This is a genomic window from Methylobacterium sp. yr668, from assembly GCF_900116245.1.
Classification (GTDB): Bacteria; Pseudomonadota; Alphaproteobacteria; order Rhizobiales; family Beijerinckiaceae; genus Methylobacterium.
This window is the reverse complement of sequence record NZ_FOZY01000026.1, coordinates 19512-41250: the sequence shown is the minus strand read 5'-3', so window position 1 is coordinate 41250 and position 21739 is coordinate 19512. Positions and strand designations below refer to the sequence as shown.

At 66.6% G+C, this 21739-nt stretch carries 13 protein-coding genes; 7 read left to right on the top strand and 6 right to left on the bottom strand.

Annotated features, from left to right (window positions below; translation table 11 throughout):
- The first annotated feature begins 213 nt into the window (after positions 1-213).
- Positions 214-1359 carry a glycosyltransferase gene (locus tag BM419_RS24370; RefSeq protein WP_091927915.1) on the top strand — a complete coding sequence of 382 codons (1146 nt, stop codon included), beginning with the start codon at positions 214-216 and terminating at the stop codon, positions 1357-1359.
- 118 nt (positions 1360-1477) lie between these two features.
- Here the strand turns inward: BM419_RS24370 and BM419_RS24365 are convergent, their stop codons facing one another.
- The 6 genes from BM419_RS24365 to BM419_RS24340 all read right to left on the bottom strand — a co-directional run bounded on the left by BM419_RS24365 (position 1478) and on the right by BM419_RS24340 (position 10576).
- Positions 1478-2821, bottom strand: coding sequence for an FAD-dependent oxidoreductase (locus BM419_RS24365; protein ID WP_091927914.1), 1344 nt, complete (start codon positions 2819-2821; stop codon positions 1478-1480).
- 564 nt (positions 2822-3385) lie between these two features.
- Complete coding sequence (locus tag BM419_RS24360; protein ID WP_056524859.1) at positions 3386-4861, bottom strand: O-antigen ligase family protein; 1476 nt, start codon at positions 4859-4861, stop codon at positions 3386-3388.
- 150 nt (positions 4862-5011) lie between these two features.
- Entirely contained in the window at positions 5012-6370 is a 1359-nt protein-coding gene (locus tag BM419_RS24355) for a polysaccharide biosynthesis/export family protein (protein ID WP_091675635.1), read from the bottom strand.
- Positions 6371-6649: 279 nt separating this feature from the next.
- Positions 6650-8065, bottom strand: coding sequence for a lipopolysaccharide biosynthesis protein (locus tag BM419_RS24350; protein WP_091927913.1), 1416 nt, complete (start codon positions 8063-8065; stop codon positions 6650-6652).
- A gap of 244 nt (positions 8066-8309) precedes the next feature.
- On the bottom strand, positions 8310-9371 hold the full coding sequence (locus tag BM419_RS24345; RefSeq protein ID WP_091927912.1) for a glycosyltransferase family 4 protein: 1062 nt from the start codon (positions 9369-9371) through the stop codon (positions 8310-8312).
- A 182-nt stretch (positions 9372-9553) separates the two neighbouring features.
- Positions 9554-10576, bottom strand: a complete 1023-nt coding sequence (locus BM419_RS24340; RefSeq protein WP_091927911.1) for a glycosyltransferase family 2 protein — start codon at positions 10574-10576, stop codon at positions 9554-9556.
- Positions 10577-11201: 625 nt separating this feature from the next.
- On the opposite strand from BM419_RS24340, the gene BM419_RS24335 reads away from it, so the two are divergent.
- The 6 genes from BM419_RS24335 (at position 11202) to BM419_RS24310 (ending at position 21696) form a co-directional block, all read left to right on the top strand.
- Positions 11202-12047 (top strand): hydrolase, encoded by an 846-nt coding sequence (locus tag BM419_RS24335; RefSeq protein WP_244539983.1) that lies wholly within the window; start codon positions 11202-11204, stop codon positions 12045-12047.
- A complete protein-coding gene (locus BM419_RS24330; protein ID WP_056524842.1) occupies positions 12044-13363 on the top strand; it encodes a rhodanese-like domain-containing protein in 1320 nt (439 codons plus the stop codon). The genes BM419_RS24335 and BM419_RS24330 overlap by 4 nt, the downstream gene beginning before the upstream one ends.
- Positions 13364-13632: 269 nt before the next feature.
- Positions 13633-15663 carry a glycosyltransferase gene (locus BM419_RS24325; RefSeq protein ID WP_091927909.1) on the top strand — a complete coding sequence of 677 codons (2031 nt, stop codon included), beginning with the start codon at positions 13633-13635 and terminating at the stop codon, positions 15661-15663.
- Between the two features lies 1 nt (position 15664).
- On the top strand, positions 15665-17329 hold the full coding sequence (locus BM419_RS24320) for a Wzz/FepE/Etk N-terminal domain-containing protein (RefSeq protein WP_091927908.1): 1665 nt from the start codon (positions 15665-15667) through the stop codon (positions 17327-17329).
- 71 nt (positions 17330-17400) lie between these two features.
- Positions 17401-18513, top strand: a complete 1113-nt coding sequence (locus tag BM419_RS24315) for a glycosyltransferase (RefSeq protein ID WP_056524834.1) — start codon at positions 17401-17403, stop codon at positions 18511-18513.
- A 552-nt stretch (positions 18514-19065) separates the two neighbouring features.
- On the top strand, positions 19066-21696 hold the full coding sequence (locus BM419_RS24310; protein ID WP_091927907.1) for an FAD-dependent oxidoreductase: 2631 nt from the start codon (positions 19066-19068) through the stop codon (positions 21694-21696).
- The last annotated feature ends 43 nt before the right edge of the window (positions 21697-21739 follow it).

The following is a 21739-nucleotide window of genomic DNA, read 5'->3' as shown; positions in this document are numbered from 1 at the left end:
CCCGTCGATCCCGTCTGAAAGTCATCAATCCCCGCGGCTCCCGAGGCTCGAACCACACAGGTCCAGCCGAAGGCGCACGTTTCCGATCAAGACTGAGAATAGCGCAATCATGGTCCCTTGCCTGTGGAGCAGCTGCCTGCCAGCGACCGATCGGACATCCACCGGGCGACTCGGTGAGAGCTGCGCGGCGATCGGGGAAGCAGGTTCCGAGCGATGAGAGTCGCGATCGTCCATTACTGGCTCATCGGGATGCGCGGCGGCGAGAAGGTCGTCGAGGCGCTCTGCGACCTCTATCCGGAAGCCGACATCTTCACGCACGCCTACGCCCCGCAATCCATGTCGCCGACCATCAGGGCGCACCGGGTCAGGACCTCGTTCATCGGCCGATTGCCGTTCGCGACCAGCCGATACAAATCCTATCTGCCCCTGATGCCGATGGCCCTCGAGCAGCTCGATCTGCGGGGATACGATCTGATCATCAGCAGCGAATCGGGTCCGGCGAAGGGGATCATCCCGCCATCCGACGCGCTTCATATCTGTTACTGTCACTCACCGATGCGGTACGTCTGGAACATGTACCACGATTATCGCGAGCGGACGGGGCTGCTCACGCGCCTGCTGATGCCGCCGGTGGCCCATTACGTGCGCAACTGGGACGCGGTCTCGGCGGGCCGGGTCCACGAGTTCATCGCCAACTCGGACACGGTCGCGCGACGCATCGAGACCTACTATCGACGCCAAGCCAAGGTCATCCATCCGCCCGTGGACACGGCGGCCTTCGAGATCGCTCCGGATGGCCAGCGCGGTGACTACCATCTGATGGTCGGCGAAATGGTCCGCTACAAGCGGCCGGAACTGGCGATCCAGGCCTTCAACCGGTTGGGGCAGCCCCTCGTGGTGATCGGCGGCGGCGAGATGCTGCGTGAACTGCGCAGCATGGCCGGTCCGCACATCAAGATCCTCGGTCCGCAGCCCTTCGAGGTCCTGAAACACCACTACGCACGGTGCCAAGCCCTGATCTTCCCCGGAGAAGAGGATTTCGGCATCGTCCCGGTCGAGGCCATGGCGAGCGGACGGCCGGTCGTCGCGTTCGGCAAGGGTGGTGTCACCGAGACGGTCATCGACGGCGTGACCGGCACCTTCTTCCACGAGCAGTCCGTCGACGCGCTGATCGATGCCGTCCAGCGCTGTCGGGCGATCGGGGTGGAGCCAGAGCGCCTCGTCCGGCGCGCAGCCGACTTCGGTGTCGGCCGCTTCGCGGACGAGATCAGCCGTTTCGTCGACGGGGTCCTCGCGCGCGAGCGCTTGGCGGCCCCTCGTCCTCCGCGTGAGCCGGGCCGCGCCTATCTGGTCCAGTGAGACGGCCCCGCGTCGGCGGCCCCGGCCTCCTCGCCGAACCGCCGAGGTCACGACCGAGGCGGGGGAGGCCCCGGTCTCAGAGGGCGGCGCGCGGCGCCCGCCGGCCGAATCGACTCGACTAAGCGTCCGATGTTCTTGTCGGCATCAGGTGAGCCGCCGCGTTGAGCGTCGAAACACGGGCCGTCGGCTGGTAGTCGAAACCGCCCTGTCGTCCGAACGACTCGATCCCGAAGTCGGCGAGTTGGGCGAGCGCGCGCGACACCCGCTGATGGGCCTGCCCGGTGTAGATGGGATAGGCACAGGGCACCACTTGGCTGCCCTCACAAACCAGATCACCGGCGAAGAGCCCGTTCTTGGCGACATGTGCCCGAAAATCCTGCTCGGCGATCGTCACGGAATCGTTCGCGTGGCCAGCGATGACCTCGACTCCAAAATACTCGCGCCCCTCCACCCGACCGTAGAAATCGGAATACATCGTGAGCCGCTTCCAAGCGCCGTCATGCGCGAAGTTGTAGAGGATCGAACAGTCGAAGCCGCGATTCCCGTCGAAGCTGAAATACAGGCTGATCAGCGTTACCGAGGCGAGACCGGGATCCTCTCGGACTCCGCAGAGGGCCAACGTCCGCGCAATGGGGATCGTCGAGATGAGTCGCTGGGCGGTCAAACGGCGGCCACCGGTGCGGACATCGAATTGCGTCCCGCGCCGTGTGATCGATTCGATCCGCTCGCCCAGATGAAAGACCGAACCGCGCTGCCGCAGGGTCCGGGCGGCCACTTCGTAGAGGGCATTGAAGCCTTCGCGGGGTCGCGCCAACTGCCTGTTGGTCGGACCCGGCGCGCGATGCCGGCGGACATAGCGCAACAAGACGCGCGGGCTGGCGTGCTCCTTGATCCAGAGCATCCGCTTCTCGGCGAATTCCAGATCGACCCAGTCGGCCGGAACGCCGAAGAACCGCTTCATGTAGCTCTCGAGGCCGGACCTTCTGAGCAGATAATCACCGATCCAGTAGCGAGCAAACTCCCGCGCATTTCCGATTCTGCGCCGCGCCACGCGCGAGAAAGCGGCCGATAGCACGATCCTGAAGATGCCCCATGGACCGGCCCGGACGATGTCGTCCCGGATCGACAGCGGGTACGAGGTGACGAAAGCCTGGGGTGTCAGCTTTCCCCACGTCGGCTTGATCGGAACGTAATGTTCCAGCAACTCCGGAAAATACTTCAGCAGCGGCGAATCGTCCTGAAATATTAGACTTCCGATGTCGAATGTATATCCATTGATGGATCGGTCGATATGATTGCCGCCGATATTTTCGAATTCGTCGATGACGGCAATATTTCGACAGCCGAGATCGTGAAGAATTGAAGCCGATACGAGGCCTGTAATACCGGCCCCTAACACGATCGCATCGAAAATCTCGTCTCCCGAGTGCCCATGACAATCGAAGGCTGAAGAAACGGTCATGATTCGCTTTGCATCGGCCACGGCGTCAGGCGATGGAGGACGATGCCGGAGCATGATGGTCGGCCGCGCCGAGCACGATGATCATCGCCGACACTCGAATCAGATCGGAAGTTGCGGATCGATACCATAGGATCAGTTCGGAACCCAGTCATGACTACCGTTAACTGAGCAGAATTTGCAAACACACTATGCGCGCGGACCGAAACATCGCCTGACGATCGCACTATGGATCTGTCCCCGTTCTGAACGAGCGGACAGGCGCTCCGCGCCTTGCGGCCGACAGAGGCAGCATTGGCCGCCCTTCAGCAGGGTAAAGTCAACAACGAAAACGACAGATGTCCCATGAGCCATTTGATCAATGGCTTCGAGGCAGTGGATCCACCCAGCATACCTTGAGCGTCTCCCGCGCCCCCGGGCCGTTTCCGAGCTCCCTGCACGGCCGTCGCGGCGCGACGGCGCGGTCCGTGGTTTTGCTCCCGGAGCGGAACACGGAGCGGCAGTTCCCGGTGCCGGACGGCAGCAACGCCCGGCCCTCGGTCCGGCCATCGGCCTCCGGGGCCGCCCTCACGTGCCGAGTGATACGTTCTGAGCCGAATGGCGAGCCGGTTCGGCGAGCCGCGACCGTATCGCGACCGCGGCCGGCTCGATCGGAGTTGCGGAGACACCGATACGCCCGACTGGATGACGTGCGGGATAGGCGCAGGCGGTGGCGGCGAAGATGTAGAATATCAAGCCCTGATCGACGGTCGGGCCCGCGATGAGGCTGCCAGGGAGAAGGGACAGGCAGGCGACGCGGCCAGCAGCACGGATGTCGCTCGCGTAGGTCCGCGGCGCTCCGCGCCGAAATCCGAACACCGACGCCAGGAAAAGCACGTAGAAGACGGCTCCGGGAATCCCGACATTCGACAGCACCGCGAGCGGAAAGCTCGATGTGCGATTGGTTCCGAGGCCGACGCCCAGGCCGTTCGAGTCGATGAAGTTCCGCCACGCATAGGCGTTCCAGGCCGAACGCTGAACACCCGAACTCGTCTCGGCTTTGCTCAGGACAAGCGTATCGACGTAATCGTAGACGCGCTCAGCCACGCCGCCGACCGAGAAGGCCAGGAGCACGAGGACGCAGGCGACCAACGGACCCGCGACCACCAGCCAGGCGCTGAAGCGGTCCTGACGACGCGTGCTGCATCGCAGCAACGCGATCGTGTAGAGCATCGGGATCAGCACCGCGGCGCCGACCAGGCCAGTCGAGGATGTCGACAGGATCACGAACAACAGCGAGATCAACGCCAGAGGTCCCGTCACCAAGGGCTTGCGGCCACAGAGCCACAGCATGCCCGTGAACCCGCAACCTCCCAGTGTCATTCCCGCGAAGGCCGACGCCTCCGGCCAAGCCCCGATGATCCGCCGCATACTGCCGACACTCTCCTCGTCGTGGAACGTGTACTGAGCGTTGCGAATGAATTGCAGGGCCTCCTGCGTGCCCGTTGCCGCCGTGAGCACGTCGATGATACCGAAACATATGTTGGCAGCCGCGTAGAGGATGAGCGCCTTCGCGAGCGTCTCAATCCCGTTCTTCGAGGATCCGAAAGCGGTGATGATACTGAAACAGACCAGATCACCGATGAGATAGATCGGCTGCGTGAAATTGCTGGATACTGGTCCCAGGGGAACGACGCCGTCGCTCGTGATCAGGTGTGACGACGTTCCCAGCGGCACGATATAGGTCTGCCCCGCGAAGAGCCGCGGCAGGATGTAGCTGCTCGCCACCCCGTAGAGAGTGAGACAGAGAAGCCAGAAACCCGGTTCAGGTAGGCGGAACGAACTCAGGACCTGTGTCGAGATGTTGCGATGGAACAGTGTCGCGATCATCAGGAACACGAGGAAGAGATGCGCCGGCTGCACGTTGGCGCCGCCCAGCAGGAGTGCCGCGGCCGAGCCGAGATTGCAGAACACCACGAAGGCGATCACCACCGATTCCCTGCCGAACAGCAGACAGAACAGGCCGATGACGACCGCGATGGCGCCTATTGGTTCGAAGCTCATGTCAGGCTGATCCAGGCATGATCGACGGCGGAGCGGCGGTGGCACTCAGGCGACGCACCGGCACCCCCGGCGGTCGTGCCGGGCCGGGATCGGGCGATCGCGTCGTCTGGTCACCGCCCGGATCGATGCGACGCGCACGCATCGACCATCTCAGCGATTCGCACTCTCGGTTGGCCGCAGTGGCGCATCCGAAGCGGCCGGACCGCGGCTCACCGGAGCGCCCGATGATCCGGGCCGCGGCGACGGGGACGGCCGCGTCTCCCCGGCCTTGTCGGCCGGCTGGCGCACGAGCGTCACCCGCACGACGTCGCCGGGCTCGACGACGGCCTCCTCGGAGGCGAGCCATGTGCCCGCCTTCACCCCCTGCTTCCGGGTAATCTCGTAGCGCGCGCTCACGGCTTCTGCCGCGTCGTCGGTGCTGCCGACCATCTGAGACTCGGCATCGGCCGCGAGCCGCTCGGCTGTCCGCGCCTTCTCGTCGATCGAGGCGAGCTTCTGACGGGCATCCGCTGCCTCCGACAGAGCTTCGCGGCGGAACCGGGCCTTGAGGTCGATGATGTCGCGCTCGGCGCGCGTGAGGCTCTGCTGAGCGCGCAGCATGGCGACCTGCACGTCGAGTCGGCTGCTCTCGAACGACGCCTGACTCTGCTCCGCAGCCAGCTTGCGCGGCGCGATCGTGAGCCCCTTCGAGACCAGATCGTTGATCAGGCCGAGCTCACCGCGACTGAGCTCGATCTGGCGGTCCAGCGTTTTGGACTTATTATCGAGCGTGCTCATTTCATTTTGAAAGCTGGCGATCGACTGTTCAATCGACTTGATCTCGGCCTTCAGCGCGTTCCGACGCGTGTCGAACAGTAGTTGCTCACCGCGGACGGCCTGCTCCGCGTATATCCTGTCCACCGTGCCTTTCAGCTCGCCGCCGAACGCGATCGTCTCCGCGCCGCCGACCTCCGCTTCGAGACGCGCCAGCTTGGCGGCCAAGGCGACCCGCTCCGCGGCCAGATTTCGCAACTCGCCGCGCGTTGTGACCGCGTCGCGCTGGATACTGCGGGGGTCGGTGCCGCGCATCAGTCCCTGAGCCGTGCTGACGGCCTGTAGTACGGTCAGGCCGGGTTGATACTCGTACTTGCCGGGCTGCTGGACCGCACCGATGATGTAGAAGGGACGGTAGGTCGCGACTTCGACCGATGCCGCGGGCTTCTCCGCGAGATCGGCGACCTGTTTCAGAGCGACACCGATGGCGTTCGCGAGATCGATCGGCGTGCCGCCCGCCGCCTTGATCTGGCCGATCAGTGGCATGGACACGGTTCCGTCCGCTGCAACGACGAACTGACCGTTCAGTGCCGTCCACGAGTACGCTTCGCCGGTGTTGCGACGCAAATCATAGACGCGGATCGTCAGATGATCCTGAGGGCCGAGCAGATATCGACCGGCTTCGTCGGCGGCCGCATTCGCGTGCGGGCTGCCGAACAGCAGGACGCACGCCGCCGCAACTAGACGCAGACGCATCAAATTCTCCCCGACCAGAGCCAAATCTTGAGTATAAGTCTGCGCGCTGCGATCGCCCTACGGTATCCGTAGCACAGAATCCCGAGGGCCACATCGAAAGGTAGCAGACGCCGCCAAGTTAGCCAAGATTTAACGACCCGAGGTCTGTCTTGCGGCCGCTGCTCATCCGAGCCGTTGAAGTGAGCGCGGCCAGAATTATACCCTCCGCAATCTCGTGGATCAGCCCGATGGCGGCTGTAAGTTCTGCGTTCTTCGCCGCTGGCCCTCGCGCGACCGGCCTCATGGATGCAGGGTCCGCAGGCGAAAGCCGAGCAGCAGCATGCTCACGCCGTAAGCCGCCGCGCCGCCGAGGATCAGGGCCGCGAGAAGCCCGGCCGAGCCGATATCCAGGCGGCTCAAGGCGGCCCGCAGCGCGAGGACGGCGGCCGCCATCGCCGCGCACGAGAGGCCAATCTGCCAGAGATTACGGATCTGCCCCGCCACACCGGCACCGACGAGACGCCGCGCGTAGATCGCGCTGATCAGGAAGTGAAACAGGGCCGCGGCAAGGCGCGCGTAGATCATCATCATCACGCCGCCGAGATAGAATCCCAGTGTCATGCTCAAGACCTTCGCCACCGACTCGAGGAGCGTGATCTTGAGCATCACGTTCGGCTCGTCCATCGCGAGGCAGAGCGTTGAGACAGGTTGGTAATAGGCGGTGAACATGACGGCCAGCGACAGCCATCGCAGATAGGGCGCCGCGGAAATCCATTGCGCACCGAGGATGACGCTCACGATCTGGTCGGCGGTCAGTGCGATGCCCACGCCAGCCGGGAGCGCGATGATCATCGTGAGTCGAGCCGCCTTCAGGAAGGCGGCTCGTAAGCGGAGGCGGTCATCGGCCATCGTCGCGAACGCGGCCATGACCGGCCGCATAGCCGGACCGATGACGCTCTGGGTCGGGAGGACGGAGAAATCGCTCGCCACCCCGTAGCGGCCGAGTACGGCCTTGTCGACGTGGTAACCGAGGAACATGCGATCGAACTGCCAACTGAAGGCAGCGAGGATCTGTGAGGATGTGAACCAACCTGTGAACGCCGAGAAGGCACTCAGGCGCGCCAGGGAGAGCCCCGGTCGGTAAGGCGCCAGCACGTAGGACAGGATGGTCGGCAGGATCGCGGATGCAGCCGGGTTGATCACCAGGGCCCAGTAGCCGGCTCCCAAGTAGAGAGACCCGATCGAGATCAGGGCCGCGGCCACTTTTCCGGAAAAATCCGCGAGAAACGACGCACGGAAGTCGATCTTGCGGAACAGGTGTACCATGGCCGGGCTGTAGAGGCTTCGCGCGATCGGGGCCGAGGCGAGCGCGAGCGTGATGGGGATCAGTCGGACGTCGTCGTAGATGTGGGCGACCGGCCAAGCGGCGGCCATCATCAGGACGGCGATGACCCCGCCCCGGAGAAGGCCCAGCGTGAATGCAGTATCCAGATGCGACTTCTCGATCTTCTGCAGACGCAACAGGGCCTGAACCAGCGGGATCTCGAGGATCATCTCGACGATCGAGATCAGGGACGCGGCGATGGCCGTCAGGCCGAAATCGGCGGGCGACAGGATCCGTGCGAGGACGAGCAGCGTGCCGAGATCGATCGCGCGCGCGGAGATCCGCGCGGCGACACTCCATCCGGCGCCGCGCAGCGTCTTAGAGGCGAGCATGAACGTGTCCCACGGAGGACTGACCGGCGCCACACCGGCCCGGAACGACGTCGTGCCTCGTGGTCACGACATGGATCCGGATCTGAGCAACATGGCGATTCCGATCCTGACACGCTCTGCAAGGCAGTCCTGAACCAGCATCCGGCGGCGGCATCAATCTAGCTAATTTGGTCAGCTTGCGATCGAGCCGCGCCCGCGGTGCGTTGTGGGAGCCGTGTCCGGGTTCCGCGCACCGGGACGCGCATCACCCCGCGAGGCCGGCAGCGCGCCGATAGACGGTCAAGGTCTCGTCGGCCACCCGTGCGATCCGCAGGTGATCCAAGTTGATCTGGCTCTTCGCTCTCAAAGCGCCCAGGGCGCTCGGATCGGTCGTGAGCGTGATCAGCGCCTGCGCAAGCTTGTCCGGATCGTTTGCCGGGACCAGAATGCCCGCCCTTCCCCCGTCGAGCAGCTCGGGAATCCCGTCGACGTCGGTGCCGACGATCGCGCAGCCCGCCTCCCGGGCTTCGGAGAGCACGAGCGGTGCCGGATCGGCGTGGGACGGGAGCACGAAGATGTCGGCGCCCAGCATCCAGCGGTACGGATCGTCCCGCGGCCCGGCGAAGGTAATGGCATCCGCGCAGGCCAGCGTGCGCGCGGTCTGCTCGTAGGCGTCCCGGTGAGGACCGCCGCCGACGACGTAGAGCCGCATGGCGCGATTGTGGGGGAACGCCTTGTCGAAGGCCTGCAGCAGATCGGGCAATCCCTTCCGGGGATGCAGGCCTCCGACGAAGACGATGGCGGGATGATCCAGAGCCTGCGGTTCCTCGGACCGACCGCGCATGCGGGCTGAGCCGATGGTCCCGTTGAGCACGACGTCGATGCGGGAAGCCGCGATGCCGCGCTTCCGCATCGACGCGGCGACCGCGCCGCTCACAGCGATGACCCTGGTCCCAAGGCCCATGAGGACGGCACCCTTCTCGAACTCATTGTGGACGGTCGTCACGAGGGGAACGCGCAGCAGCTTGCAGGTCGGCCAAGCCAGCACGGCGCTGGTCATCATATGGGCGTGGACGACATCGGGACGCCAACGCCGGAGCACACCGCCACATCCGAGGAACGACGTCAGGATCCGGGCCGGCGTGCGCGCGTGGCTCGCGAAGATCGACTCGACGCCGTTGGACCGGAGCAGCGCATCGAAATCCCCACCCTGACTGGCAATCGCGACCCGGTGTCCGGCCTGCGCCTGTTGGCACGCGAGATCGACGGCCGCGTGGACATGGCCGTTCAGTCGGCGCGTGTGATTCAGCAGATGGAGAATACGCATGACTTACGAGCGCTCGTGTCGGATCCGAGCCCCGGCCTGCGCTGGACTCCATGCAAGCCGCGGCGCTGATTAGGCGGGAGATACGACCCTGGCCGAACAGGAGAGCCGCCACATATTCCGGAGCCATCTAGGTGTAAAAGCGCGACCGGGCGCAACAGAAAAATCCGGCGCATTACTGATTTTCAACAATGCCCCGCACCGATCGTGGCGCGCAGGATCTGTCGGACCGGCCGGCGCTTGGGCGAGAAGCGGAAGGCGAGCAATGCCTGCGCACAGCGAACGGGCGCGAGAAACGTCGCGACTACGAAGAGCGCATTCGCCATTTTCCACTTCAGGGAACGCGGCTCGATCAGGACAGATCTGATCAGGCCCAGGAACGGCCTGCCACCGTACCGGACACCCCGGAGGATCGCCATGCAGAACTCGAGGAACTGAAAATAGTATGTCTGCTCTGGCTCGACGAGGGAGATCCCGGGACGCCAGTCGTGAAGAAGACCGCGCAGATGCCTCAGACGTGACTGGAAACGCTGAAGATCCCGCTCGACGGTGGCCGCCTGCGGGACGCGGCCCAGACCGGCGTCATTGCGGCCATGGACACGGTAGAGCCCGAGACTTTCGGAAAGGCTGACGATCTCGCCCATGAACGGGGCAGCCAACAGGATCACGCCATCGACAGCTTGGTCGTACGCGCATTGATGGAGCAGATCGCAGACATCGCGGCGGAAGACATTCCCGGACGTGGGCGGCGTCTGGTAGACGCCTGAGCGCAGGATGTCGCCGACAGTCCTGTCCTGCCCGCGGAACGCGCCGAGAGCGGGGTATGGGTCCGCCAGGATCGCCCCCGCCGAGTCGACGCATCTCAGACAGAACTGAAGTTTGGCGACAGTCGGATCTAGTTCCGCGAGAATACGGTCGAGAGCACCCGGCAGAAGCTCGTCGTCCGCGTCGAGAAAGAGCAGAAACGGGGCAGAAGTCTTGGCCAATCCATACAGGCAGGCCGCCCTCTGACCGCCGTTCGGAATCCGGAATGCCGCGACGCCGGACCGCTGGATAATCGACCATGAGTCATCCGTCGATCCATCGTCTATCACGACGATCTCACAAGAGTCGTTGTGCTGGTCGACGACACTCTGAATCGCTTTATCGACAAAACTTTCGTAGTTGAAGCATGTAATAATGACTGCGAGCTTAGGATCCTTGACCACGACAGACGTCTTTCTCGCTCGTCGCTCCGCGCTCCCGTCTCTCACTGTCTCGAGCGCTCAACAGGATGTTGGCTAGCACGGCATCCCGCCGAGATCCACAATCGATACATGAAGACGCAGCCACAATCCAAGTATAATTGCCGGATTTATCGCTGACGAGCTCAGCATTTCACGTTGTCTCGATGACAATAGTCAATTCTCCGTGATCGAGAATCGATCGAGGTCCATCCCTTTCCGGCCCGGGCCGGGCTTCCAGGAACGTGTTGAACCCCGGATGAGGCGCGAGATCGAGGTGACATCCAGGCAAGTCGAGCCTGTCGGTCGATCCGTCGCGGCCGACGGCGCCGACCGCCCTCCCAGCGCGGGCGGTCGTACCTTTGATCTCCCGGACCTACTCCGAACGGCGGTCTTGTTGGGCGCCCCCAAGCTCCACTAAGGCCCCCTTTCCCGGAAATTCCCCCTCGGTCGGGCCGATCAACCCGCCTTTTCGGGGGGTGCGCGGTCGCCTCGTCAATTCTTATGGCCGTAGCAGCACGCCTTCATTGATGTCGGACGGGACAGATTGTTGCTATACTCGTTGGAGGATGGACATCGCGCGCAGCGTGGTGCCGTCACGGCACCGTCATTGCAGAAGGGATCCGCCGGACGCGGCCCGGCGGGCAGGCATCAGGTTCGATCGCCATCGATCGGGAGAGATCTAGCCATCATGCACCTACCCGAGACGGCAGCCCGTATCGTATCCTGCGACGTCTTCGACACGCTGCTCCTGCGCGATCACCGGTCCGAGCGCTGCCGCTTCCACGAGATCGCGGCCGTCGCGTCGCAGCTGCTCGCGGCGGAGCACGGCGTGGTGCGCCGTCCGGGCGCGATCTACGCCGCGCGCCTGGAGGTGCAGCGAGCGGCCTACCGGGCGCTCGACTTGGCCAATCCCTCGGGCGACGTGCGCTTCGCCGACATGCTCGCGGCCATGACGCGCGTCCTCGGTCTCGATGATCGGGCCGCGGATATCCTGTATCGGGCCGAGATCACGGTCGAACGCGCCCAGTTGCGCGCGAACACCCGGCTGATGACGTGGCTGAGGGGCCGGGCGCGGGCCGGGGGCAGGATCATCGCGGTGAGCGATACGTACCACCGCGGCGAGACGATCGCGCATCTGCTGAACGCGCTGGCTCCCGACCATCCCATCGCGCGCATCTACACCAGTGCCGACCACGACGCGACCAAGCGGACACGGGCGCTCTTCGATGTCGTTCTCCGGAGCGAGAAAGTGCCCCCCGCCGAGATCCTCCACCTCGGCGATGACACGCTGGCGGACGTGACGATGGCCGCCGCCGCGGGCCTGAGGACGGCACAACTGCTCCGGCCGCGCCACGTGGTGCTGCGTCGCCGCCTCGATGCCGTCCGCGCTCGCGTGATGCACCGGCACTGGATCGGTGCCGCCCGCAGCGGGGCCAGGAGGATCGGGCCGTGAGCGCGACCGACGCCGCACGCGGCCCCGCGGGCGACGACGCGGGCGACGACGCGGTCGCGTTCGGCCAGCGCGTGCTGGGCCCGATCCTCGCCGAGTTCTGCCTGCGCCTCTGGCTCGCGGAACGCTTCCTCGCGCCGGACAGGACCGTCCTCCTGTTCTGCGCCCGGGGTGGCCTGCGCCTGCAACTCGTCTACGAGCGCTTCCTCCAGCGAACCGGCCTGCCACAGAACCTCCCGCGCGCGGCCCTGATGGTCTCGCGCCTCGTGGCCGCCCGCACCGCCTTCGATCCGCCGAGCCCCGGCATGCTCTCCGAACTCGGTCGGGAGTTCAGCGGCCGGTCGATGGCGGAGATCGCGGCGGCGCTGGCGCAACGCGACGATCTGGCCCTTCCGGCGTCCTGGGATGAGCCCTTCGAGGAGGGGGCTTTCACCGCGCTGCTGTCCGGCAACCAGCCCGGCGTGGCCCGCCTTCACGCCGCGGTCGCCCAACAGGATGCCCGTTTCCGCACGCATCTCGAGGCCTGCGCCGGCCCGGCGCGCCACTGCGTGCTGGTCGATACCGGGCTCTACGGCAGCACGGTCCGCATGCTTCAGGAGGGCCTGCCGGAGCGGACGTGGTCAGGGCTCCAGCTCGCCCGCTGCAACTACAAGCGCCTCGCCACACCGCATTTCCGCCGCACGTTCGGCCTGAGTGTCGAGAGCGACTGGTACAAGCCCTGGGACGCGCGCACGTCGGTGCTGCGCTTCTGGCACCTGATCGAGGCCTGCCTGGAACCGGACCTGCCGAGCGTCCGCACCTTCGCCCAGGCCGTCCCGGGATCGCCGCCGCGGGCCAATCTTCAGGACGACGGCTGGGAGGCGCGGATCGCATCGACGCGGCCGGACCTCTTCACCGGCGTTCTGGCCCACATCGACGATCTTCGCTCCGAGAGCGTCGCGGCGATCCCGGACGACGCGGCGCGGGCTTGGGCGGCCCTGAAGAAGGCAATCATCTGGCCGGATGACCGGACCGTCTCGACCTTGAGTCTCGGCGGCAGATCCCGCGATTTCGGACGCGTCGAGCTGAGCGCGCAGTACGCCACACCGCGGCCGGCCCGACCCGCGCAGCAGATCCGCGACAGTCTCTGGCGCGAGGGCGCGCTTCTCCGCTTCTTCCCGCGGGCCGGCCGGTTCCTGCTTCCCGTGATCGAGGCCGTCTACGCCGGTCGCGCCCTTCGAAGGGAGGCCACGTCCCGTCTCGTCCGCCGCCGCGAGCCCGCGCCCGAGGCGCGCGCGGAGCCGCCCCTGTGGCGCCGGCAGGCCTCTGGCGCGAACTGAGGTCTCTCCGTGTCGTCGAATGCAGCGTTCGGGCCTCGGCTACTGAACTTGGATTTTCCTGTCGAGAATCAGAATGCTGCCTATAAAATAATTAGCGTCCCGGATTTTTGCCTCTATTACGTACACGAATTCTGCGCACGCGCGGGGTCATGCGCGATCCCGGCTCCTGGGATCGCGGGTCCGACCGCGCCGCCCACGCGAAAGGTGGAACACTCTTGTTCTCGTATTCGATCCGCGAATCGGGGCTCCGACAGGAGTAGAGCGACAGCATGACGGCAGTCGGATCGTTCGGAATCAACGGTCGGTTCCTCACCCAGCCGATGACCGGGGTTCAGCGCTACGCGATGAACGTCACCCGGGCGCTGAGCGCGGCCCTGACCGCTCGTGGCGAGAGCGCCCCCTTGCTGTCCGTGCCGGACGCGGAGGATCCCCGTCTCGCAGGCACGCCGCTCCGCACCGTCGGACCGGCGGGTGGGCATGCCTGGGAGCAATTCGTCCTGCCGCGCGCCTGGCCCGGCCGATTGCTCAACCTCTGCAACACCGCCCCCGCGCTGAAGGCCGATCAGGTCGTCTGCATCCACGACGCGAACGTGTTCAACGCGCCGGAGAGCTACAGCGCGTCGTTCCGGACCTTCTACAGGACGCTCCAGCCGCTTCTGGCGCGCCGTGCCGCGCGGATCGCCACCGTCTCGAGCTTCTCGGCCGGACAGATCGCCAACCATCTCTCGGTGAGAGCCTCCGACATCGTCGTGCTCCCGAACGGGCACGAGCACGTGCACGCCTGGGATCCGCGACAGGCCGTCCGGGCGCCGGCGGCCCTGGACCGGGACGCCGACGGCCTGGAGCGCCCCTTCGTGCTGGCCCTCGGGTCCCGCGCCCGCCACAAGAACCTCGATCTGCTGCTCAAACTGGCGCCCGCCTTGGGCGAACTCGGGCTCGACCTCGTGGTGGCGGGCGGCCAGGCGACCATCTACGCCGCCGAGGACCTGCGGCGCGGCGAGAATGTCCGCCACCTCGGCTTCGTCACCGACCACGACCTCGCCTACCTGATGGAGCGCGCCCTGTGCCTGGCCTTCCCCTCCCTCACGGAGGGGTTCGGGCTTCCGGCGCTGGAGGCGATGGCACGCGGCTGCCCCGTCGTCTCGACCGACCGCGCGAGTTTGCCGGAGATCTGCGGGTCGGCGGCCCTGCTCGCTCCGCCGGACCGGCCGGAACGCTGGCTCGACCAGATCCGCGCCCTGGCCGCGAGCCCGGACCTGCGATCGGACCTGATCGGCCGCGGTCGCGATCAGGCCGCCCTCTTCTCGTGGGAGGCTTCGGCGCAGGGCTACCTCGATCTCATGCGGGCGCCGAAGGTGCGGCCGACCGCGCGCCCCGCCGCGCGCCCTGCCGCGCGATCCGCAGCACCGCCATCTCCGCCCAGCATCGCCGTCGCCATCGCGACGCTGGGCCGTCCCGAGGTGGTGACCGGCACGCTGCGGCGGATCCTGGATCGGCAGACCCTGAAGCCCGCCGCCATCCTGATCTCCTGCGTCACCCCGGACGATGCCGGCGAGGCGGCCGCGTGGCCCGGCGTGACGGTGATCACGGGGCGTCCCGGCCTCGCCACTCAGAGAAATGCCGCCCTCGCCGCGCTGCCCGAGGCGATCGATATCGTGGTCTTCTTCGACGATGACTTCGTCCCCGAGGCCGGCTGGCTCGCGGCAGCCGCGCAGCGCTTCGAAGACGAGCCGGACATCGTCGGCCTGACGGGCGACGTCGTCGCGGACGGCATCAAGGGGCCCGGACTGCGCTTCACCGAGGTCGACCGGATGCTCGCCGCGCTGGCTCCGGTCGAGCCGGCGGCGCCCATCGAGGCCTTCAGCCCGTACGGCTGCAACATGGCGTTCCGTCGCTCGGCCATCGGCACGCTGCGCTTCGACGAGCGGCTCGTCCTGTACGGCTGGCTCGAGGACCGCGATTTCGGCGCGGCCCTGGCGGCCCGAGGCGGCCGGCTCGTCAAATGCATGGAGGCCCGCGGCGTCCATATGGGCGTGAAAGGCGGCCGCATCTCCGGCGATCGGCTCGGCTATTCGCAGATTGTCAACCCGCTATACATGCTGCGCAAGGGCACGATGACCCTGTCTCAAGTCTTCGGCCAGATTACCCGCAACGTTCTCAGCAACGTGACGCGCTTCGCGGCCCCCGAGCCGTTCATCGACCGGCGCGGCCGGCTGCGCGGCAATCTGCGCGGCGCCGCGGACGTGCTCCTGGGACGGCTGGAGCCCGAGCGGGCCCTGAAGATCCGACGGAAAGTGTGAGATGAACATCCACAACACCAACCGGATCCCGCCGGACCAGTCCCAATCGGTCTCCCATTTTCCGGAGACGACCTCCATTGGCGTGCAGGACGGCCCGCTGGCCGTCATCTCGGCGGCCCTCAAGGCGGCCCGCCGGCACAAACTGGCGGTGGCCGTCTGGGTGGTCTTCTGCATCGGCTGCGCGGCGCTCTACACGGTGACCGCGACCCCCTTCTACACGGCGACCGCTGTGCTGCTGCTCGAGCCGCGGCGCCCGGTGGGCTCGGGCTCCTCCGATGGCGCCCTGATGCCGAGCCTCGATGTGGGCCGGGCCGAGAGTGAGCTCCAGGTCCTCCGCTCGGAACGGCTGCTGGCGAACGTGTTCAACAGTCTCCAGCTGGCGAACAATCCGGAATTCGGTCCTCCGGAAGCCGAGAGCCCGAAGGAGCCGGGCCCGGGCGCGTCCGAATTGTCGGGGCTGCGGACCGCCCCGCCGTCGACGGCAGCCATCCTGCAGCAGAGGAAGTTCGAGAACTTCGCCGAGCGATTTACCGTCAGGCGGGTCGGACAGTCGTACGTTGTCGAGGTCTCGTACACGTCCAGAGACCCGAACCTGGCGCGGCGCGTCGCGAACGCGGCCGTCTCGGCCTATCTCCTGCAATCCATCGCTGCCAAAGCCGATGCGGCCAAGAACGGCGCCGAGTTCCTCCAGGGTCGCGTCAATGCCCTCGCCTCCCAGGCGCGGTCCGCCGCGGCGGCCGTCACCGAGGGCACGCTGCCGGACGCGCCGACGCCCGATGCCGACGCGCGGGTGATCGGCGCGGCGCTGCAGCCCCTCAAACCCTCGGCCCCGCGGAAGACCCTGATCCTCGGCCTCGGCGCGATGATCGGCCTCGTCGGCGGCTTCCTGGCCGTGGCGCTGCTGCAGGCCTTCGACCGCCGGATCCGGACGCCGCAGGATCTCGTCCAGAGGGCCGGCATCCCCTGCCTCGCCGTGATGCCCGAGGTCCTGCGCAAGACGGCCGAGGGGCGCCGCGAGACCGTGGATCTGCGCAACGTCAACGCGCCGTGGTTCCTCAACGTCAAATTCTCCACGGGTGTCCGCGACCTTCGGACGTCGATCCAGCTGGCCCTCTCCGCGCGCGGCCACGATTCCGACTGTGTCATCGCCCTGGTCGGCTGCACCCCGCGCACCGGCACGACCCTGATCGGCCTGAGCTTGGCGCGCCTGCTGCAGGAAGGTGGCCGGACCGCCCGGCTGATCGACACGAATATCCACGGCGCCGGAACCTTCTTCCTGACCCCGGACTCCAAGGCCGGAGTCGGCGCGAGTCTCGCCGACCTGATCATCAATCCGAGCCATCTGGCCCTCGCCAAGTTCGTGGATTTCGGGGGCGTCTCGGTCCTGCCGTCGCGGTCGCCGTACACGGCGGTCGGCACCGGCATCTCCCTCAGCTCCTCGGTCTTCCAGAGCGTCATCGACCAGATGCGCCGGGGGGGCTACGTCATCCTCGACCTGCCGCCGCTCTCCGTCTCGGCCGAGTCCCGGGTCGCGGCCCGTCGAGCGGATGTCGTGGTGATCGTCGCCGAGGCCGGGCGGACGACCGTCGACGAGCTGTCGGACGCGGTGAACGGCCTGATCGGTGCCGGCGCGAACGTGATCGGCGCCGTCCTCAATCGCGCGTGAGTCGGACTCCGGCATCGTCGACGGGCCCGCGCCCGGATCGCCGGAGCTTCGAACGGAAGGAGTTGGTTGGGATGGCGGCCGGAGATCGTGAGAAGGTCCAGATCCTCTATCTACAGCCGGGGTCTTCCGTCTTCGCCGGCATCGAGCGAGTGGTCGACACGATCGGCGGGGAACTCGCGCAGAAGTGCGGCACCGAGTTCGCCGTCGACGTGCTGCGAGTCACGCAGCACGCGAACTACCCGGCGGAACCGCGGCCTTACAGAAGCGTCTTCCGGCCGGTCACATCGCGCCTGCACCTCCTGCGGATCTTCAGGGATGTCAGCAAAGGAGGCCGCTACGATCTGGTCATCGTCCCGCAGATCGAGCCGACCGTCATCTTCTGGCTCGCCCGGTTGGGCATCCCGCAGCGGATCACGATGCACCTGCACGGCAACCCGCGGCGCGAATCCGCCAGCCTGAAATCGAAGGTCAAGTTCTTCCTCCTGAAGCATTACATCCTCCCGCGGATCGCTTCCGTTTTCGGCACGTCGCCGCGGCAGCTCCGGGCGTTCGAGGCCGATTTCAACTGCAGACGGCCAATGTACTGGGTTCCCAACCCGGTCAGGCACTTCGAAGCGTCGGACGCCGACATCCGGCCCGACCCCGCCGTCATCACCTTCGTGAATGTCGGACGCTACGCCTTCCAGAAGGGTCAGGACCTTCTGGTGCGCGCGTTCGCGCGATTGTACGAGCGGCGCAGGAACGTGCGGCTCAACTTGGTCGGCCACGGATCCGACAAAGCGGCGCTGGCGGACCAGATTCAGGCGCTCGGCCTGTCCGAGGTCGTCCGGCTCGTCCACTACCCGGACAACCCGCAACGGGCGCTCTTCGCGAGTGATGTCTTCGTCGCGACGTCTCGATGGGAGGGCTGGTCGCTGGCGATCTGCGAAGCCCTCCGGTGCGGACTGCCCGTCATATCCACCGACTGCGAATTCGGCCCCAGCGACATCCTGGTCGACCGACGTCTCGGGCGCCTGATCCCACCCGACGACGAGGAGGCGCTCATAGAATCCATGGAGTATTACTGCGACAATATAATCCTGGAGAGATCGTTTTCGGAATTCAGGAAGCTTCACATCGACCAGTACAGTGCCGAGAGGATCGTGCACATTCACGCCGACGCGATCCGGCAATCGGCATGCTGAACCTCGGCCAGCCCCCGGTCGCGCAGCGGCCCGGCCCATCCTCCACCTCGACCCTAGAGCGCTCTCCGCCGAAGTGGATACCGGTTCGGCGTGAGAGAGCGCGTCAAGACAAAGGTCTAGAGCCGTGCCCGATTGCAACGCGATCGGGCACGGCTCTAAGTCGTCGCGCGCGCCGCGGAAGCAGCATCGACGCGGAGGCCCGCCGAGCGCGTCAGGGTTCGCAGCCGCGATGCGCCGGCCGGCCGGTACGGGGCGATAGGCGCGCGTCGCACGGGAGAGCCGCACCACCGGCCGACAACGTCCGGACCGCGCCGCGGAGCGTCATGGATCGCCGTCCTCACGACCGCGCGCAACCGTCGCGCCCGCTCGTCGACGGATCTATCGCTGGTCCATATCCGCGTCGTGCCCGAAGAATCACTGACGATCCGGCGTCATGGCAAGTGGACACTGAGCATATTCATGCCTCCTCAACGCGTCGATCGTCCACGTCCGCGCTTCAGCAATAAGTGCGCGACGGTAGTCTCGATGGAATGAGCCCGGGAGCCGCCCACCGTGATCCAACTGCGTGCCGCACGTGAAATCGAGGGTCTTCTGGATGCGGCTTGCGATGTCTGCATTGTCGGGACGGGCCCGGCCGGGAGCACCTTGGCGCGCGAGCTGTCCGGCGGCGGCCTGAGGGTCGTGCTGCTGGAGAGCGGCGGCCTCGACCGGATGGAGAGCGCGGACGCGCTGGACGCCATCGTGAATGTCGGCCGGCCGCGCGCGACCCAGTGGGCCGTCCGGAACCGGATCGTGGGTGGTAGCTCGCACACGTGGGGCGGCCGGTGCGCCCCTTTCGACACGATCGACTTCGAGCAGCGTGCCTGGGTCCCGGAGAGTGGGTGGCCGTTCCAGCGCGACGCACTCGATCCTTATCTCGAGCGGACGGCCAAGTATCTCGGGCTCGCCTACGGCAACCATTTCAGCGACGCGCGCTTCTGGGACCTGTTCGGTTCGCAGCCGGCCTGGTCCGAGCCGGATCCTCGGATGCTCCTGCCCTTCTTCTGGCAGTTCAGCCGCGACGACGCCGAATCCTATCCGTTCGAGTACACGCGCTTCGGGCGGAAACTGGACGAGAAGTTGGGCCCGAACGTCACGTTGATCAGCGGCGCGACCGTCGTCGCGATCGACGTGAACGGGACGGGCGACAGGGTACAGGGCGTCCAAGTCGCGGCGCCCGACGGCGCGATCGTCAAGCTGCCGGCCCGCCATGTCGTCCTGTGTGCCGGCGGGATCGAGAATGCGCGGCTCCTCCTCGCCTCCGATCATCAGGTCCCGGGCGGCCTCGGCAACAGGTTCGACCGCGTGGGTCGCTACCTGATGGATCACCTGCGCGGGCCGGTCGCGCATTTCGACCCTCACCGATCGCGCGCGCTGCAGCGGCGGTTCGGCCGCTACACCATCGAGGATCGGCTGTTCCGGGGCGGGCTCCGCCTGAGCCCGGACGTCCAGCGAAGCCGTCAGCTCCTGAACAGCGCGGTCTGGCTCGGGGAGACGCTCGCCCCCGACGACCCGGGCGACGCGATCCGGAGGATTCTGGTCGGCAAGCCGCGGGCGAAGGACATCCTGACGCTGACGTCGAACCTGCCGCTGCTCCTGCGCGGCTGCCGGGACCATTTCATCGCGCGCAACGGCTTCCCGCGGAAGCTGTCCGAGCTGAGCCTCGAATGCATGGTCGAGCAGCGGCCGGATCCCGAGAGCCGGGTCATGCTCTCCGATCAGCGGGATCACCTGGGCAGCCGGCTGCCCCTGATCGACTGGCGCAGTCACGAAGATGAAGGCCGCACGATGCGCGAGACGGCGCGGCTCGTCGTCTCCGAGTTCGCCCGCCTGGGCCTGCCCGTGCCCGAGCTGGCAGACTGGGTGCGCGAAGAGGCGCCGATCCCGCTCAGCTTCGTCGATGTCGCCCACCCGACCGGCACCACCCGCATGTCCGACGATGCCGCCAGGGGCGTCGTCGATGCGCGCGGCCAGGTTCACGGGATCGACGGCCTGTTCGTCACGGGAAGTTCGGTGTTCCCGACAGGAGGCCACTGCAATCCCACGCAGATGATCGTCGCTCTGGCGATCCGCCTCGCCGACCTGCTGAAGGTCCGGGAGCAGCGCGACACCGTGGTCCCCGACCTCCGAACGTCTCCGCCCGTCCCGGGCGATCTCCGCGTCCTCGTGACGGGGGCGACGGGGCGGATCGGCCGCATCCTGGTGGAGGACCTGCAGGAACGCGGCTACGCGGTCAGGGCCGTCACGTCCCAGCCCCTGACCGAGGCGCAGCCGCGCACGGGTCGGGTCGAGTGGCGGACCTTCGACTTCACGGCGGATCAGGATTACGCCGGCCTCGTCCACGGCTGCGCGGCCGTCATGCATCTCGCCGCCGAGCTCGGGAAGCAGGATCGGATGGAGGCCATCAATGTCGAGGCGACGCGGCGACTGGCCGAAGCCGCCGAGCGGGACGGCGTCCGGGCCTTCTGCTACATGAGCACCGTCTCCGTGTATGGCAGCGGCCGCGCGCGCACCATGACGGAGACGGCGCCGGTTCTCACCAGCAGCGTCGACGTCAAATCCGAATACTGGGCCCTGGACTACGTTCGCGCCTACGGTCGAACGAAGCTCGCCGGCGAAGAGGCCATCAGGCGGATCGCCTCGACCCTTCCCTACGTGATCCTGCGCCCGACGGTGGTCGTCGATCTCCATAATCTCATCGGCTTGCGCGACTGGAGCCTCTCGAAGCGCCTCTTCGCAGCGCATCGGCCCTCCCATCACGTCTACGTCCGGGACGTCACGGACGCGGCGATCTGGACGATGACGCGGTCCCTGACCGGGGCTTGGCCGGCGGGCGAGGTCCAGGTCTTCAATCTCTCCGATCACGAGGCGCGCGATGCGCGGATCGGCGACTTCATGCGGCGGGCGTTCGCGATAAGCCGCGATCCCCGCTTCCGGGTCATCCCGATGCCGGCCCTCGTCGACTGGCTCCACGATTTCCTGCGCAACCGGACGCTGCCCTTGCGCAATCCTCTCTGGAGGATGCGGTTCCCCAACGATCGTCTGCGGCAGGCCGGGTATCGACACCGCTACGGAATGGCCAGGGCCCGCGCCATGGCGCTGGACATCCTGCGAGCGGAAACACGGGAGCGAAACCGGTCCTGAAAGCCGTCAGCCTCACCACAGCGGCGCGCCGCCGGGCACCGGC

Bases quoted from the DNA above. Each gene is read 5' to 3' on its own strand.
- BM419_RS24325 (WP_091927909.1), top strand. From the start codon at position 13,633: ATGACGGCAGTCGGATCGTTCGGAATCAACGGTCGGTTCCTCACCCAG.
- BM419_RS24365 (WP_091927914.1), bottom strand. From the start codon at position 2,821: ATGACCGTTTCTTCAGCCTTCGATTGTCATGGGCACTCGGGAGACGAG.
- BM419_RS24345 (WP_091927912.1), bottom strand. From the start codon at position 9,371: ATGCGTATTCTCCATCTGCTGAATCACACGCGCCGACTGAACGGCCAT.
- BM419_RS24355 (WP_091675635.1), bottom strand. From the start codon at position 6,370: ATGCGTCTGCGTCTAGTTGCGGCGGCGTGCGTCCTGCTGTTCGGCAGC.
- BM419_RS24320 (WP_091927908.1), top strand. From the start codon at position 15,665: ATGAACATCCACAACACCAACCGGATCCCGCCGGACCAGTCCCAATCG.
- BM419_RS24350 (WP_091927913.1), bottom strand. From the start codon at position 8,065: ATGCTCGCCTCTAAGACGCTGCGCGGCGCCGGATGGAGTGTCGCCGCG.
- BM419_RS24360 (WP_056524859.1), bottom strand. From the start codon at position 4,861: ATGAGCTTCGAACCAATAGGCGCCATCGCGGTCGTCATCGGCCTGTTC.
- BM419_RS24370 (WP_091927915.1), top strand. From the start codon at position 214: ATGAGAGTCGCGATCGTCCATTACTGGCTCATCGGGATGCGCGGCGGC.
- BM419_RS24315 (WP_056524834.1), top strand. From the start codon at position 17,401: ATGGCGGCCGGAGATCGTGAGAAGGTCCAGATCCTCTATCTACAGCCG.